The organism is Elusimicrobiota bacterium (assembly GCA_016182905.1).
Taxonomy (GTDB): Bacteria; Elusimicrobiota; Elusimicrobia; order UBA1565; family UBA9628; genus GWA2-66-18.
Map to the genome: position 1 here is coordinate 16,581 of JACPFR010000048.1, position 14,269 is coordinate 30,849.

Genomic DNA, 14,269 nt, shown 5'->3' on the forward strand with positions numbered 1-14,269 from the left:
CTAGGCGTCCGCCTGGCGGGCGTGGCTCCAGAAGCGGGGCGGCAGCGCCCCGACCGCGATGATCGCCAGCTGGCTGACGCTGAAGGCGAGCAGCCACCAGAACGCGGAGTCCATGAAGCCGTAGGAGTGCAGGCCGATGCCGAGCATGTTCACGCCGAACCAGGACACGCTCGTGATCACGTTGCCGAACACGGACATCAGCATGATCCCGCGCTCGCGCACGAAGCCGGCCCAGCGCATGTGGAGGATCAGCGCGTTCCACAGCACGATGAGCAGCGCGCCGTTCTCCTTCGGGTCCCAGCCCCAGAAGCGGCCCCAGCTCTGGTCGGCCCAGATGCCGCCGAGCACGGTGCCGAGGAAGCTGAAGAACAGGCTGAAGGCCAGCACGCCGTAGGTCAGGGAGACGAGCGCCTTGTCGTCGGCGGGATCGGGCTTGCGCAGGGCGTGGCGCCGCACGATCCAGGCGATCGCGAGCAGGCCCGCCAGGTAAGTCCCGCTGTAGCCGATGGTCACCGTGATCACGTGGGTGGCGAGCCAGAAGTTCGAGTCGAGGACCGCGCGCATCACGTCCATCGTGTCGCCCGAGGAGCCGAGGTGGTGGGCGACGAGCAAGGTCGCGAAGCCCGCGGTCGCCGCGCCCGCCGCGGCGAAGCCCCGGCGGTGGACCCTCTCGCCGAACAGGCCGAGGAAGGCGGCGCCCCAGCCGACGAAGACGGCCGACGAGTAGAGGTTGGTCACCGGCGGGCGCCCCTGTAGGACGGTGCGGGAGAGGAGGCCGAGCGTGTGCACGGTGAAGGCCGCCCAGGCGGCGGCCCGGGCCGCGGCCGCGACGTCCTCGCGCCGGGTCGCCCACGACGCGAAGACCAGGAGGAGCGCTGCGACGTACAAGGTCATGCCCGAGACGAAGGGCTGGGCTCGGTTGAACAGCGCCTCGGCCCGGGCCTGGCGCGCGGCCTTGGGCGCGTTGGCCTCGGCCCAGGCGGACTGCTCGGCCACGGCCGCGTTGAAGGCGGCGGCGTCGCCTGCGCGGTAGGCGCCGGCCATGCGCGCGAACAGCGCAGCGCTGGGGTGAAGGTCGAGGGCTCCGCCGGGGCTGAGCACGGCCTCGCCGAAGCTGGCCCACGCCTCCTCCGGCTCGCCGGGCTTCGGCGGCGCGGACTTGAACGCCGCGGCCTCGGCCAGGAACTGATAGCCCCGCATGCTCCCGTCGAGACGGCCCATCATCTCGGCGGTCTTCTTCGAGGGCTTGCCCGACTTCAGCGCGGCCATCGCCTCCTTCATCAGCGCCTGGAAGGACGCCAGCTCGGCGGCGGGGTCGCCGCGGCCGGACGGCATGAAGGTGTTCTTGATGCGCTCGTAGCCGCTCATCCTCTGGTCGAGGGCGAGCACGGCGTTCTGGAAGCGGGAGCGCGCGCCCGAGGGGACCGCGTCCGCGGCCTGCGCCTGGCGGCTGATCTCCTCGCGCTTCGGCTCCAGCTGCCAGTAGGCGTAATAGCGGCCCTTGCCCTGCGCGAGGCCGAGCAGGCCCAGGACCTCGGGATCGTCCACGACGAAGGCGGCGTAGGTGTCGGAGGTCTCGGGCTTGAAGGCGGAGTCGAGCAGCCAGCGCGTCGCGGAGAGCGCCTTCCCGTCGACGCGCACGGTCTGCTTGCTGCGGATCATGAGCAAGGTGCTGCGCGCGAAGCTGTCGATCGGCTTGACGCGTCCGCCCTCCAGGGACGGCAGGCGGCCGAAGCCCTCGACGTCGAAGCCGGAGCGGGGGGCGGGCTTGACCGCGGGCCAGGCGGCGAGGACGAGCCCCGAGACGAAGACGGCGGCGAAGAGGTTCCGGGCGCTCATGACAGTCCTCCGAGGGTCCGGCGCAGCATCATGCCGAAGTGCCAGAGGAGGCCGACGGCCACGAGCGCGCACGAGATGTAGGGCAAGGTCCAGGAGGGGTTGCGCACGACCTGGAGCACGGAGAGGGTGTCGTTCTTCCCGAAGCTCGCCTGATAGAAGGTCAGGCCGCCGTGCCGGAGCGGGGAGTTCATGTAGATGAGGACGTCGCGGTCGTCCCGGGAGCGCGGATCGAGCAGGCGCACCAGGCTCGAGAAGTTCTTCGGGATCCGGGTGCCGGGATACACGTCGTGCTTGAAGTCCTTGAGCGTCAGCGAGAACGGCATGTAGTAGCGCTTCGGGCGCAGGGACATCCGCCAGCGCCGCCCTTCATGGACGAACTCCTGGGGCGCGCCGAGGTTCGGGGAGAGCAGGAAGACGCCGTAGCTGCGGCCGTCCCGCGCGACGGGCTCGATGAGCGCGGCGGGCATGTCCTGCTCCTCTCCGAGAGGGCGCGGCGCGGGCCGCGCGAGGACTCCGGTTCCGACGCCGGCGGTGGCCGGCGAAGCGGGGTCGCCCGGACCGCGCATGCTCAGCTCGGCGTTCTCGTAGTAGGCCTGGACGCGCAGGGCGAACGGCAGGGACGCGTCGGTTATCTCCGCGCGCTCCTTGATCATGGACGTCGGGATGGAGCGCACGTCGTCGGCGTCCCCGTCGGTCGCGTCGACGACGGCGAGCTCCATGCGGCGGGCGTCCTGGCTGTAGTTCATGGTCTGGCCTTCCTCGATGGTGAGGTGGCTCTCGACCTGGAGGAACGCGGCGGCGAACTCGCCGAGGAAGAGGAGCGCCATGCCGAAGTGGATGATCCAGAGGCCCGCCTTCCGCCAGGAGAACTCGAGGCGGCGGAACTGGACCATACCGAGGTTCAAGAGGAGAAGGCCGCCGGCCAGCCCGCCGCCCGGGAACACGGGGACGGCGAACGGCAGGAACTCGGGGCGCCACCACACGAAGAAGGACCGGACGTACTGCTCCACGGCCATGTGGACGCCGAGGTTGACCTGGGCGAGGGTGCACGCCACGGTCAGGATCATGAGGACGATGAGGCAGAAAACGGTGAGCTCCATCGAGCTGAAGAGGGAGGCGAGGCGGGAGGTCAGGTCTTGTCTTCGCATGACCAATCGTCTCAGCAACAGAACGGCCAAACCTCGATCCTCAGACGGCCGGGGGAGGGGACGCGGAGGGGAATCGGTCGAGGACCGAGCGCCGGGACAGGAGGGCGGCGGCCAGGGCCGACAGCGCCGCCACCGTGCCGAGGATGAGGGCCATCCGGAGCCAGGGCTCCCCGGCGGCGCGGCGCTGGACCCCGAGGCGGAGCGCGGTCACGACCCAGCTCACGCTCCCTAATACCAGGACCGCCTGGAGGCTGCGCAGGGCCCACCGGGCGCGGGTGAGCGCCGCGACGACCGGAAGCGCCAGACAGACCAGGACCCCGGGCATGGCGCCCGTGCGCAGGAAATGAGCCGCGAGGATCAGGCAGAACAGGGACGCGAAGGCGAGGATCATGGCCGGAGCTATTGCAACGATCATGCCGGAGGGATAGGATAGCCGGATTCGGCATTTTTGTTGCGGGGGCTAAGATCGTCGTTGAATATAAAGGGGGATACTGGACATGCGGAAATTCTGGTCGTTGTTCATGATCTGCGGCGCGTTGGCCGCGGCGTTCGCTTATGCGGGCACGGCGAAGGCCGAAGACAAGAAGGCGCCGGCGGCCGAAGCCAAGGTCGAGGCGAAGGACGACGCCAAGGAAGCGCCGGAGTTCATCAACTACGACAAGGCCAAGATGGGCGCGGTGAAGTTCCAGCACAAGGCGCACGCCGACATGCTCGGCAGCTGCGACGCCTGCCACGGCGGCAAGGAGCCGCTGTTCGCCCAGAAGAAGTCCGACGAGCTGAAGATGAAGGACATGTACGAGGGCAAGACCTGCGGCAAATGTCACGACGGCAAGTTCAAGCACGGCGACAAGGTCGTCTTCGCGGCCAAGGGCAGCTGCATGAAGTGCCACAAGAAGGACAAGAAATAACCAGGCCGTAGGCCCATCATCCGCGACGCGGGCGCCGGAGCGATCCGGCGCCCGCTCTTTTTTCGGGGCGCGAAGGGTTGGCATGTTCGTTGCTTAGCCGATGTACGCCATGCTGCCGAGACATCCGGGATTTGTGACGCGCCTGACAGCCGTTCTCGCGTGCGCCCTGTATGTCGCCGGCCCCGCGGGAGCGGCCGAGGCGCCTCCCGACGCCGAGAGCTGCCTCGCCTGCCACGGGAGCGCGGATTCCGGCGCCCCCGTCGTGGACGCCAAGGCGTTCGCCTCGTCGCGCCACGCGCGCTCGGCCTGTGTCGGCTGCCACGCCGACATCAAGGAGTATCCGCACCCCGGGAAGGTCGCCAAGGTCGACTGCTCGAACTGCCACGCCGGCGCGAAGAAGGCGATCTCGTCCGGCGTCCACGCCGCGGTCTTCGCGGCGCGCAAGAATGGGACAGCCAACGCCTGCACCGCGTGCCACGGCAGCCACGCCGCGCGGAGCCCGTCCAAGCTCGGCCTCTCCCTGTGCGCGCAATGCCACGTGAAGCAGGTGCGCGAATACAAAGGGAGCGTCCACGGGAAGGCGAACGGCCACGGCGACCCCGACGCGGCGATCTGCCTCTCCTGCCACGGCGGCGGCCACGTCATCCGCAAGGTCGCCGACCCGCTGTCGAGCGTCTCCCCGCTCCATCTGCCCGAGACCTGCGCGAAGTGCCACAGCGATCCCGAGCTGGCCCGCCGCCACGGCCTGAGCGCCAACGACATGTACAAGGCGTACATGAACTCGACCCACGCCGAGGCCGGCCGTGAGGGGGGGCACGCCGCGACCTGCGCCAGCTGCCACGGCTCGCACGACATCCGTCCGCCGAGCGATCCCAGCTCGCGCATCGCGGCGGGGCGGATCGTGAAGACGTGCGGGCAGTGCCACGGCGTCGAGTCCCGGAAGTTCGCCGCGAGCGTCCACGGCCAGGCCTCGGCCCGGGGCGTGCGCGCCGCGCCGACCTGCGTCGAGTGCCACGGCGAGCACGACATCCGCGGGCCGGGCGAGGAGGGCAGCCGCGTGTCCCGCGGCGCGCGCTCCGAGGCGTGCGTCCAGTGCCACCGGTCGGCCCAGGTCATCGGCCGCGGCGTGGCCGGCGATCGCGTCGACACCTTCCTCTCCTCGTTCCACGGCATGGCGGGCAAGTCCGGCGACGTCAAGGTCGCCGACTGCGCCTCCTGCCACGGCTGGCACGACGTCCAGCCCTCGACCGTCGCGGCCTCGCGGACCAACCCGAGCAACCTCACGCGGACGTGCGGCCAGTGCCACCCCGGCGCCGGCGCCCGCTGGGCGGGCGGAGTGAAGATCCATCAGGCCCTCTCCGACGGCGGCGGCGGCAGCGCGCTGGCCGGCTGGGCCGCGCTGCTCTACCGGATCACCATCCCGCTGACCGTGATCGGGATGGTCTTCCACAACCTCCTCGACCTGTGGCGCAAGATGCGCCTGCCGCGCGCCCGCCGCCGCCGGGAGGACGAGGTCCCGCTGTCGGTCAACGAGCGCTGGCAGCACGCGCTCAACGCGGTCTCCTTCCTCCTGCTGGCCTACAGCGGCTTGGCGCTCCACTTCCCCGACGCCTGGTGGGCCCGGCCGTTGACGATGGTCGGCGGCGAGACGGCGCGCCGCTACGCGCACCGCTCCGCGGCGGCGCTGTTCCTCGTCATCGGCGGCCGGCACCTGGCCTACCTCGCCACCGCGCCCGGGCGCAAGCGCCTGGCGGCGATGCTGCCCGCGGCGCGAGACCTGTTCGACCCGGTCAAGGTCCTGGCCTACAACGCGGGCCTCACGAGCAAGAAGCCCGTCCTCGCGCAGTTCTCCTACATCGAGAAGTTCGAGTACTTCGCGCTGGTCTGGGGCTCCTTCGTCATGACCGCGACGGGAGGCCTGCTCCTCCTGCACAACCTGGCGATGGCCTATCTCCCGCTGTGGGTCATCGAGGTCTCGCGCGTGGTGCACTACCTAGAGGCGGTCCTCGCCTGCCTCGCGATCCTGATCTGGCACGGCTACTGGGTCCTGCTCGATCCCGACGTGTATCCGCTGAACTGGGCCTGGCTGACGGGAGAGACGTACCTGCATGAAGAAGACGAAGACGGACATCACGACGAAAAGGGGCATAGATAACATGAAATCTTTCAAGATCGGACGCTGGACCGTCACCGTTCCCATGCTGGCGGCCGGTCTCGTCGTGATCTTCCTCGCCGCCACCGTCGGCTCGGTGAAGTACTCCGAAAGCCCGACCTTCTGCAACTCCTGCCACATCATGGCCCCGTACTATAAGGCGTGGAAGGACTCCAAGCACAACAAGGTCGCCTGCGTCGAATGCCATTACCCGCCGGCCGACAAACAGACCTTGCTCTGGAAGAAGTTCCAGGCGATGTCCCAGGTCGCCAAGTACGTCACCCGCACCTACTCCTCCAAGCCTTTCGCCGAGGTCGAGGACGCCTCCTGCCTGCGCTCCGGCTGCCACTCGACGCGCCTGCTCGAGGGCCGCGTCGTCGCCAAGACCGGGATCAATTTCGACCACCGTCCCCACCTGACCGAGAAGCGCCGCGGCCGCCAGCTGCGCTGCGTGTCCTGCCATTCGCAGGTCATGGTCGGCAGCCACATCGAGGTCACCTACGACGCCTGCTACCTGTGCCACTTCAAGGGCCAGGGCACGGGCCGCGACCTCAAGCCCATCGGCGGCTGCACCGGCTGTCACCAGGTGCCCAAGAAGGAGTTCAACGTCGGCGGGGCCACCTACCGCCACGCCGAGTTCGTCAACCGCGGCGTCGCCTGCCAGAGCTGCCACCGCGACGTCGTCCGCGGCGAGGGAGCCGCGCCCCGGGACCGCTGCGTGACCTGCCACAACACTCCCGAGACGCTCAAGATGTACGAAGACATCCCGATGCTCCACGAGTCGCACGTCACGGGAAAGAACATCGCCTGCATCCACTGCCACCAGGAGATCCGCCACGGCTTCGCCGACACCGGCGGGCGCCTTCCGTCGATCAAAGGCGAGGCCGTCCCCGGCCAGGCCGTCCAGGCCGCGGCCATGCGCGTGCCGCAGGCCATCTCGAACCACCAGCCGACTCCGACCTTCGAGTGCGGCCTGTGCCACAAGGACAAGCACGCGGGCGAGATCGACTTCTACTCCGGACGGGTCAAGGCCCTCGGCCTGCCCGAGATCCCGAGCCCGATGTTCCTGGCGCGGGTCGACTGCTCCGGCTGCCATTATCAGAAAGAAACGGGAGCAAAGAGCGCCGACGGCCGGGCCGAGGTGAACTTCGTCGCGGGCGACCAGGCCTGCGTGCGCTGCCACGGCCCCAAGTTCGAGGGCATGTGGGGCTCGGTGCGCACCGAGGTGCTCAAGACCGAGGCCGCGCTCGCCGCGAAGGCCGCGGAGACGGCCAAGGCCATCGACGCGATGCCCGAGGCCGGCAGGGCGAAGCCGAAGGCGACGCTCGCCCAGGCGCAGAAGGTCCTCGGCTTCATCGGCAAGAAGCGAGCCGAGCACAACGTCTACCTCGCGTCGGTCGCGCTGCGGCGCGTCGACGCGGACCTCGACGCGGCCGCCGCCCAGGCCGGGGGGAAGGTCGCGGACCTCTCCGACCAGCCGCTGATCTCGGGCTCCTACTGCGCCGTGCTCTGCCACCAGAAGGCGGGCGTGAAGGTCCCGGCGGAGACGGTCCAGCACAAGGGCAAGGTCATGCCGCACTCGATGCACGCGGACATGATGGGCTGCGCCAAGTGCCACGAGCTCGGCGCCCACCGCAAGGCTCCGCTCAAGAAGGGGATCGAGCAGGTCTGCGCCGGCTGCCATCCTGGGCCGTGATTCCGGGAAAGGATTAACCACAAAGACACCGAGACAGTTGCCATTCTTTCCGTTTTTCTCTGTGTCCTTGTGTTTAAACGCCGTTCCCCGTCGACTCCGCCCGGCGGGCGAGCGCGTCGACCATGGCGGAGAAGATGAACTGGTGGAACGGGTACAGCCCGTACCAGTAGGCCGTGCCGAGCAGGCCGTCGGGCGCGAACAGCGCGGTCTGCACGAGGCGGGTGCCGCCCTCCTCGGGGAAGGCCTCCCACTGCAGCCACGCGCGCCCCGGCAGGCGCATCTCGGCCCGCAGGCGCAGCAGGCGCGGGGGCTCGGCCGCCTCGACGCGCCAGAAGTCCAGGGCCTCGCCGGGGAGGATCTCGTCGGGATGCCGCCGCCCGCGGCGCAGGCCCGGCCCGCCCGCGAGGCGGTCGAGGGCGCCGCGCGCGATCCACGCCCACTCCCAGGCGGGCCAGCCCCGGTCGCCGCCCACGCCGCTGAAGGCGCGGAAGACCGCCTCGGGCGAGGCCCGCACCAGGCGCGAGCGCGTCTCGCGCGCCAGGCCCTCGCTATCCTCGAGCTCCGCCGTCGGGCCGTGGCCTAAAGCGCCGCTCCAGCGCGTCTCCACCTCGCCCTTCTCCACGCGCACGAGCGCCAGGGAGACCGCGGTGCGGTAATCGAGCGGGACGACGCCGGGGAAGACCTCCCGGGCGCGGCGCGTGTCGGCGACCAGGTCCTGCATCATCCCCTGGACGATCGGCACGGCCAGCGCGTTCGGGATCGGAGTGAGCGCCCCGATCCAGCGCGCGGCCAGACGGGGCATCAGGGCGGGGACGGTCCAGATGACGCGGCGCAGGCCGCGCAGCTCGGCGTAGGCCTCCACCATGCCGCGGAAGGTGAGGCGGCCGGCGCCGACGTCGACGACGCCCGACGGGGGGAGGTCGGCCGCCAGCGTCAGGTAGGAGAGCACGTCGCGCACGGCGATGGGCTGGACCTCGTGGTCGATCCAGCCGGGCGCGAGCATGAGGGGGAGGCGCTCGGTGAGGTAGCGCACCATCTCGAAGGACGCCGAGCCCGAGCCGACGATGGGTCCCGCGCGCAGCTCGGTCGTCGGCGCGGCCGCGGCGAGGATCGCGCCCACCTCGGCGCGGCTGGCCAGGTGCTCCGAGGCCGCGGCCCGCGGCAGCAGCCCGCCCAGATAGACGACGTGCGCGACGCCGGCCTCGCGCGCCGCCGCGCCGAAGCGCCGCGCGGCCTCCCGGTCGTGCCCGGCGAAGTCCCCGCCGCCGGACATCGAGTGCACGAGGTAGTAGGCGGTGTGCACCCCGCGCAGGGCCTCCGTCAGCCCTTCGCCCGTCCCTAGGTCCGCGCGGACGACCTGGACGCCGTCCGCCCAGGGCCGTCCCACGACGCGGCCGGGATCGCGCACCAGGACGCGGACCGCGCGCCCCGGCCCGAGCAGGCGCGGCACCAGCCGCCCGCCCACGTAGCCCGTCGCGCCCGTCACCAGAAACGTTTTCATCCGTTGAGCGAGAGTCTACTACACTGCGCCTGTGAGCATCGGGACATGAGCGGCTGACGAGACCGCTGGGTTCCTAGATCGCGGTGGCGCGCAGGACGCCGGATTTGTCCGTCAAATAAAGTTCAGAGTAAGTCCCCTCGGGCCGCTTGAAACCGATAACGATGTCTTTGGCGCCTTCCACGGTCGGGACATGGCACGTAGCTCCAAGACGGTGGTAGTCATGGTCCGAAAAACGCACTTTGGCATCAGGGCTACCGTTGGGCTTCCATTTCACGGACGGAACGGGCCACCGATACGCCGACGAACTTCGTCATGGTCCGGATCCGGTCTTCGATTGTCCTCGCGCGGCGGGCGTTCACCCCTGGGGGAGCCGTCATCGCCGCGCGGGGGGGAGGGGGAGCGCCATCGCTTATCGTATTCACGCTTCTCTTTGGCCAGCTGTTTTTGATATTTGGCGAGGAGCTTATCGAACGAGGCCGTATCGGTGATCCCGCTCGACTGAGCGATGATGTGGTATAAGCACGCCCGGTCGCCTCTGTCCGGACCAAACATTGCGTCCAGCTTGGCCGCGCCATGGTCCTGGACCGCGAACGGGTAAATGAGCCGGGCGGCATCATTGCATGCGCGCGGCGGATTGTGCTCGGAATCGTGCACGGCTCCATAGCAGGCGCGGCGGAGAAGAAATGCGATCCGATACTCGTTCGTGGTCAATCTCGCGGTGGTGGTTGCCTTAAAAATCCGAGCTCATTTTGAGCCGAATACCACAGAAAAATTCCGGAACTTCGCTGATATACGGGGGAATAGCCGCATACAGCGGCGGCGGCGTCCCTTTCTTGCCACATGGCCTCTGCGGCGCGTTCCTGCGCGAGGCGCTCTTCTTCAGCTTTACGCGCCTGTCTCTCGCGCTCCGCCTGCGCCTCTCGGGCAAGCCGCTCCCTCTCCGCACGTTCTCGATCCTGCAGCGCCAGCTGCCGCGCGGTCTCGTCCTCGACGTCCTTCGCCAATGCCCTGAATTCGTCGTCGAGGTTAATCTGCCGCTGTTCGTACTCAATTTTCCAGGCGTTTTCCTGCTCGGGTGTAAGATGAACGTCTATGATCGGCTTCCCGGTTTTCACGGCGTTATCGTAATCTCTATACTGCGAATTGAGTTCCTCGATTTCCTTATCTTTCAGGCCGAAAACACGTCCCATAGCCGCATCGGCCTTATAGGCGTCTCTCTCTTCCTCGTCCGGAGTCGCCCAACTGCGGTTTTTCCCGGATTTATCCTTCCAGGACAGACGATTATAGTGGCGCGTTTCGTGATAAATGATATGGGCGAGAAACCCCGGCGGCGTCCCGAAAGCTGTGGAAATTGTCGTAGCCTTTGGTTGAGTTCCTGATTCTACTCGATCGGTGTCTCCTATTTCATCTTACGCCACGGCTAAAGCCTTGAGTGAAACGGCTTCAACGGACGGCACGCCGGTTTGCATCGTCTCGTAGCCGCCGATCTTGCGCATCCGGACCATCCCCGAGGCGACCAGCCCGAACAACAGCACCAGAACCGAGGATTGCGTCGGAAACACGCCCTGCGTCTTCGTGCGGCGACGGAACTCGAGGTTGAGGCGCTCGACGATGTTCGTGGTCTTCAGCGAGCGCCACTGCTTCTTTGGGAAGCGCATGAAGGTCAGCAGGTCCATCCCGGCGTCCTCGAGCGATCTCGCCACGCTCTCGGCCTTCCTGCTCCATTTGCGCATGAACGCGCCGTACGCCGCCTTCGCCTGCTCTATGCCGTCGGCGTTGATGATCGCGTCGTAGTCGGCCTTCACCTCGCCTTGCAGCGACTTCGGCGCGTGCCCGAGCAAGTTCCAGAGCTTGTGCACGGTGCAGCGCTGGATCGGCAGATTCGGCCACAGCTCCAGAAGCGCCCGCGTCAGCCCTTTGTTGCCGTCCACGATGGCCAGCTCCATGCGCTTGAGCCCGCGGTCGGCGAGATCCGTCACGAACCCGCTCCAGGCCGCCGTGCTTTCAACGCCCATGACCGCCAGGCTCAGCAGCACCTTCTCGCCGGTGCCGCGCACGCCGATGGCGACCATGATCGGCAGCCGCTCGGTCTTGCCGCCGCACCTGACGGGCATGAAGGTCGCGTCCAGGTACATGTAGCGGATATCCTCGCGGGACAGATTCCGTTGGCTCCAGTTCTCAAAATACGCCTGGAGCTGCACGATCACGCGCGAGATCGACGACTTCGACAGCGGCGAGTTCTTGAGCAGCGGCCGGATCGCCTGCTTCACCCGCCGCGTGTTGACGCCGCCGAAGTAAAGGCCCAGTAGAGCCGCGTCCACCTCTCGCGTGCGCCGGGCGTAGCGCGGGACGATCTGCGACTGCCATTCGCGGTGTCGTTCACCGTCGAAGACGAGCGCTCGCGGCACCACGAGTTCCGTCGGGCCGAACGAGGTGGTCAGCGTTCGGGTCTTGGTGCCGTTGCGGTAGCCGCGGCACGTCTCGGTTCTCGCGTAGATGCCGGCGCCGAGGAAAGCGGTCAGTTCTTCCTGGGCGACCAGGCTCAGGGCCTGGCGGACGCGGTCACGAGCGACTTCGCTGAGGACGTCCATCGAAAACGGCAACGCCACGGCGGTTGTACGGACGGGTACGGCCTTGATAGACTTCATGTGAGCGTAACCTCCTGGTTCGCCAGCTGCAAACTGGCGTGGTTGTACGGCTTTCTCAACCAGAGGTTACGCTTTTAAATTTCCACAGGAAACGGGACGGTGCCAAACCCCAGGTTTTTCTTGTCCACGGCAATTTGGAAGGTATCTTTCGAAATTAAAACTCGACCATCGAGCAAGGTCACGGCAAACCGCCCTTCCGGCTTGTAGGGATCCATTTTCGTCGCGCCCATGAAATGGGGCTTGCCGTCGGAACCGTCGATGCGTACCGCGAGCTTGACGCCGGGGCCGGAGTCGGTCACCTCGGGGCCCCAGGTCGCTTTCAATCCGGCCATATACTGCATGTCCGCCTCGGCGGGCTGGCCGATCGTGATCTCGTCTTCATGGGTCGGCTTCACATGGTAGAGCTCCGACGTCAGACCGCGGCCTGGGCAGGCATGCGAAACAAAGCGAGTGAGGCGAGCAATACCGCGAGTTTCATCGAGTTTTCTCGTCGTTCGTCAGCGGGCCAAATCCAAAGCAGTAAGCGATTCCGAATGTCAGGCCGACGAAGCAAAGAATGAACGTGTTGTTGAGGGCCACGATGACGGCCTCATCCAGATTCTTCAAATCCGCACCCCATAAAATCGCGACGGTCCATGCCGCCGCGACGATTCCGGTCAGGGCGAGCACCCTCAGCGGGCGAGCGCTGCCGAACGCGCGCGCCGCCGCCCAACTGGCTCCGGGAATCAGCAGAACCGGGATGAGCGCGGGAATCTCATCCGAGTTCCAGGAGGCGTCGCAGAAACGAGCGGGAAGGAATACGGCGAGAAAACCAGCGAGCCCGGTGAGAAGGGCGAAAGCCAGCAAGCTTCGGCCGAAGAATCGGAACCGGCGGGTGAGTTGCGTCGTTCCCGGCCACAGAGTGAGGATCGCCAGGAGCGCCCCAACCGCCCCCAATATCTTGGGCACCCACGGCGGATCTCCGAACAAGGTTTTGAAATCGGATATGAATCCGTCGGCGGATCCCCTCCGGAACCTGAATAGTTTTCCACCGAGAGTCCTTTCGTGCGCGAGGCGCAAGTAATCACTCAACGACCGCGCCAGGACTTGCATTGCAGATTGGTGGGAAAGTGCTCGCTCCTGGTCGAATCCGTCGTCGCCGCGCTTCAAACTGATACCCATCGTGAGGATATAGAACTCGTTCGGAGACTCCGCGTATGTCTGCCACAACTTGTAAGGCCTAATCGTCTCGACATGAAAGGCAGTCAGAGGCCAATCTCCGCCCCCGTTGAAAATCTTGTACTCGGCGCCGGTCTGCTTCAACTCGGATTCCTTAGCGGCCCGGATCGCCTTGAGACTTCGCAGTCCGCCGGGGGCGTCTTTGGGGATGACAACGAGCTCTACGAGCCCCATCGGCGTGAAGCTCTCAGGCTTGTAGTCCGCCTTTTTCGGTTGGAACGGCCTGAACCCGAAATCATCATGGGATTTGCGGTGGAAATAAACCGCTTCCGTTTCGTCGCGCAGTTCCGCCTCGGCGGTCCAGTTATGCGGCAGCTCGATGGTCTCACCGTAATGTCCGACGAAGATCGAGCCGCTCTGTGGGTCCTTGCCAATCGATCCGGCCGGAGATGATCGCTCGGTCGGAGGCGGGGGAGCTTGCGGTTCACGCGCGAAGCTTCGTCCTCCGAAAAGAGAGAGGCCAACGACAAGAATCGATAGGTGGCGTTTCATTTGACCCCTTCGGCAATAAAAACGAGGAAGCGAGCACGCTCGCTTCCCCTGGACTCATCCGGTTGAGGCCGGATCGTGGATACCCCGGGGCCGATTCCCCGAGCTACAGAGATACTGTGATTAGAAGTCATCCAACAACCCTGCTGAAAATTGCATGATTGCTTCTTCCGCCGAGGAATGCCTGTTCAGCAGGGAGACGGCGCATGGCCTGGCGAGAATTGACCGAGAAGCAATGGGTGGAAGTCAGCAAACAGCTTCCTCCTCGCAAAGCCGCTCCGAAGGGCGGCCGGCCTTGGGCCGACGACCGCAAGTGCTTCGAGGGTATCCTCTGGATTCTTTGGACCGGCGCCCAATGGAGCGAACTGCCGCCCCGATACGGCAAGAAGAGCACGGTCCATCTGCGGCTGGGACAATGGACCAAGGATGGAACGCTGGAGAAGCTCTGGCGGACCTTCCTCGCCCAGCTCAACGAACGCGGCCAAGTACGCTGGGACGAGTGCTTCCTGGACGGCACTTTCTTCAGCGCCAAAAAAGGGGACTCAAAGTCGGCAAAACCAAACGCGGGAAGGGATCGAAGCTTATGGTTCTGGTTGATGGCCAGGGTACTCCGCTCGGAGTTCACTTGGACTCGGCATCCCCGGCGGAGGTCAAGCTCGCGGAAGTCACC

The 14,269-nt window shown here is 66.7% G+C and carries 13 protein-coding genes; 4 read left to right on the top strand and 9 right to left on the bottom strand.

Annotation, left to right across the window (positions count from 1 at the left end):
* Genes ccsA through HYV14_14590 form a run of 3 tightly spaced genes read right to left on the bottom strand, consistent with a single transcriptional unit; the run spans position 1 to position 3,378 of the window.
* Positions 1 to 1,839, bottom strand: coding sequence for a cytochrome c biogenesis protein CcsA (gene ccsA / locus HYV14_14580; GenBank protein MBI2387215.1), 1,839 nt, complete (start codon positions 1,837 to 1,839; stop codon positions 1 to 3).
* A complete protein-coding gene (locus HYV14_14585; GenBank protein ID MBI2387216.1) occupies positions 1,836 to 2,987 on the bottom strand; it encodes a cytochrome c biogenesis protein ResB in 1,152 nt (383 codons plus the stop codon). Before HYV14_14585 ends, ccsA begins: the two co-directional genes overlap by 4 nt.
* Positions 2,988 to 3,027: 40 nt before the next feature.
* Positions 3,028 to 3,378 carry a hypothetical protein gene (locus HYV14_14590; GenBank protein MBI2387217.1) on the bottom strand — a complete coding sequence of 117 codons (351 nt, stop codon included), beginning with the start codon at positions 3,376 to 3,378 and terminating at the stop codon, positions 3,028 to 3,030.
* Between the two features lie 106 nt (positions 3,379 to 3,484).
* Between HYV14_14590 and HYV14_14595 the strand changes: the two genes are divergently transcribed.
* The 3 genes from HYV14_14595 (at position 3,485) to HYV14_14605 (ending at position 7,743) form a co-directional block, all read left to right on the top strand.
* Positions 3,485 to 3,895, top strand: coding sequence for a hypothetical protein (locus HYV14_14595; protein ID MBI2387218.1), 411 nt, complete (start codon positions 3,485 to 3,487; stop codon positions 3,893 to 3,895).
* 133 nt (positions 3,896 to 4,028) lie between these two features.
* The gene (locus HYV14_14600; GenBank protein MBI2387219.1) at positions 4,029 to 6,050 is read left to right on the top strand and encodes a hypothetical protein; all 2,022 of its coding nucleotides are present in this window, start codon (positions 4,029 to 4,031) and stop codon (positions 6,048 to 6,050) included.
* A 1-nt stretch (position 6,051) separates the two neighbouring features.
* Positions 6,052 to 7,743 (top strand): cytochrome c3 family protein, encoded by a 1,692-nt coding sequence (locus HYV14_14605; GenBank protein MBI2387220.1) that lies wholly within the window; start codon positions 6,052 to 6,054, stop codon positions 7,741 to 7,743.
* Between the two features lie 73 nt (positions 7,744 to 7,816).
* On the opposite strand, the gene HYV14_14610 is transcribed toward HYV14_14605, so the two are convergent.
* From HYV14_14610 to HYV14_14635, 6 genes are all read right to left on the bottom strand, one after another.
* The gene (locus HYV14_14610; protein MBI2387221.1) at positions 7,817 to 9,244 is read right to left on the bottom strand and encodes a DUF2867 domain-containing protein; all 1,428 of its coding nucleotides are present in this window, start codon (positions 9,242 to 9,244) and stop codon (positions 7,817 to 7,819) included.
* 270 nt (positions 9,245 to 9,514) lie between these two features.
* A complete protein-coding gene (locus tag HYV14_14615) occupies positions 9,515 to 9,955 on the bottom strand; it encodes a hypothetical protein (GenBank protein MBI2387222.1) in 441 nt (146 codons plus the stop codon).
* Complete coding sequence (locus HYV14_14620; protein ID MBI2387223.1) at positions 9,952 to 10,434, bottom strand: hypothetical protein; 483 nt, start codon at positions 10,432 to 10,434, stop codon at positions 9,952 to 9,954. The genes HYV14_14615 and HYV14_14620 overlap by 4 nt, the downstream gene beginning before the upstream one ends.
* 219 nt (positions 10,435 to 10,653) lie before the next feature.
* Positions 10,654 to 11,892: an IS256 family transposase gene (locus HYV14_14625; GenBank protein ID MBI2387224.1), complete on the bottom strand. Its 1,239-nt coding sequence runs from the start codon at positions 11,890 to 11,892 to the stop codon at positions 10,654 to 10,656.
* A gap of 74 nt (positions 11,893 to 11,966) precedes the next feature.
* A complete protein-coding gene (locus HYV14_14630) occupies positions 11,967 to 12,287 on the bottom strand; it encodes a hypothetical protein (protein ID MBI2387225.1) in 321 nt (106 codons plus the stop codon).
* Between the two features lie 79 nt (positions 12,288 to 12,366).
* Positions 12,367 to 13,602: a hypothetical protein gene (locus HYV14_14635; protein ID MBI2387226.1), complete on the bottom strand. Its 1,236-nt coding sequence runs from the start codon at positions 13,600 to 13,602 to the stop codon at positions 12,367 to 12,369.
* A 203-nt stretch (positions 13,603 to 13,805) separates the two neighbouring features.
* Between HYV14_14635 and HYV14_14640 the strand changes: the two genes are divergently transcribed.
* On the top strand, positions 13,806 to 14,269 hold a 464-nt coding region (locus HYV14_14640), incomplete at its 3' end, for a transposase (GenBank protein ID MBI2387227.1).

Bases quoted from the DNA above. Each gene is read 5' to 3' on its own strand.
- HYV14_14605 (MBI2387220.1), top strand. From the start codon at position 6,052: ATGAAATCTTTCAAGATCGGACGCTGGACCGTCACCGTTCCCATGCTG.
- HYV14_14585 (MBI2387216.1), bottom strand. From the start codon at position 2,987: ATGCGAAGACAAGACCTGACCTCCCGCCTCGCCTCCCTCTTCAGCTCG.
- HYV14_14625 (MBI2387224.1), bottom strand. From the start codon at position 11,892: ATGAAGTCTATCAAGGCCGTACCCGTCCGTACAACCGCCGTGGCGTTG.
- HYV14_14610 (MBI2387221.1), bottom strand. From the start codon at position 9,244: ATGAAAACGTTTCTGGTGACGGGCGCGACGGGCTACGTGGGCGGGCGG.
- HYV14_14590 (MBI2387217.1), bottom strand. From the start codon at position 3,378: ATGATCCTCGCCTTCGCGTCCCTGTTCTGCCTGATCCTCGCGGCTCAT.
- HYV14_14635 (MBI2387226.1), bottom strand. From the start codon at position 13,602: ATGAAACGCCACCTATCGATTCTTGTCGTTGGCCTCTCTCTTTTCGGA.
- HYV14_14620 (MBI2387223.1), bottom strand. From the start codon at position 10,434: ATGGGACGTGTTTTCGGCCTGAAAGATAAGGAAATCGAGGAACTCAAT.
- HYV14_14595 (MBI2387218.1), top strand. From the start codon at position 3,485: ATGCGGAAATTCTGGTCGTTGTTCATGATCTGCGGCGCGTTGGCCGCG.
- ccsA (MBI2387215.1), bottom strand. From the start codon at position 1,839: ATGAGCGCCCGGAACCTCTTCGCCGCCGTCTTCGTCTCGGGGCTCGTC.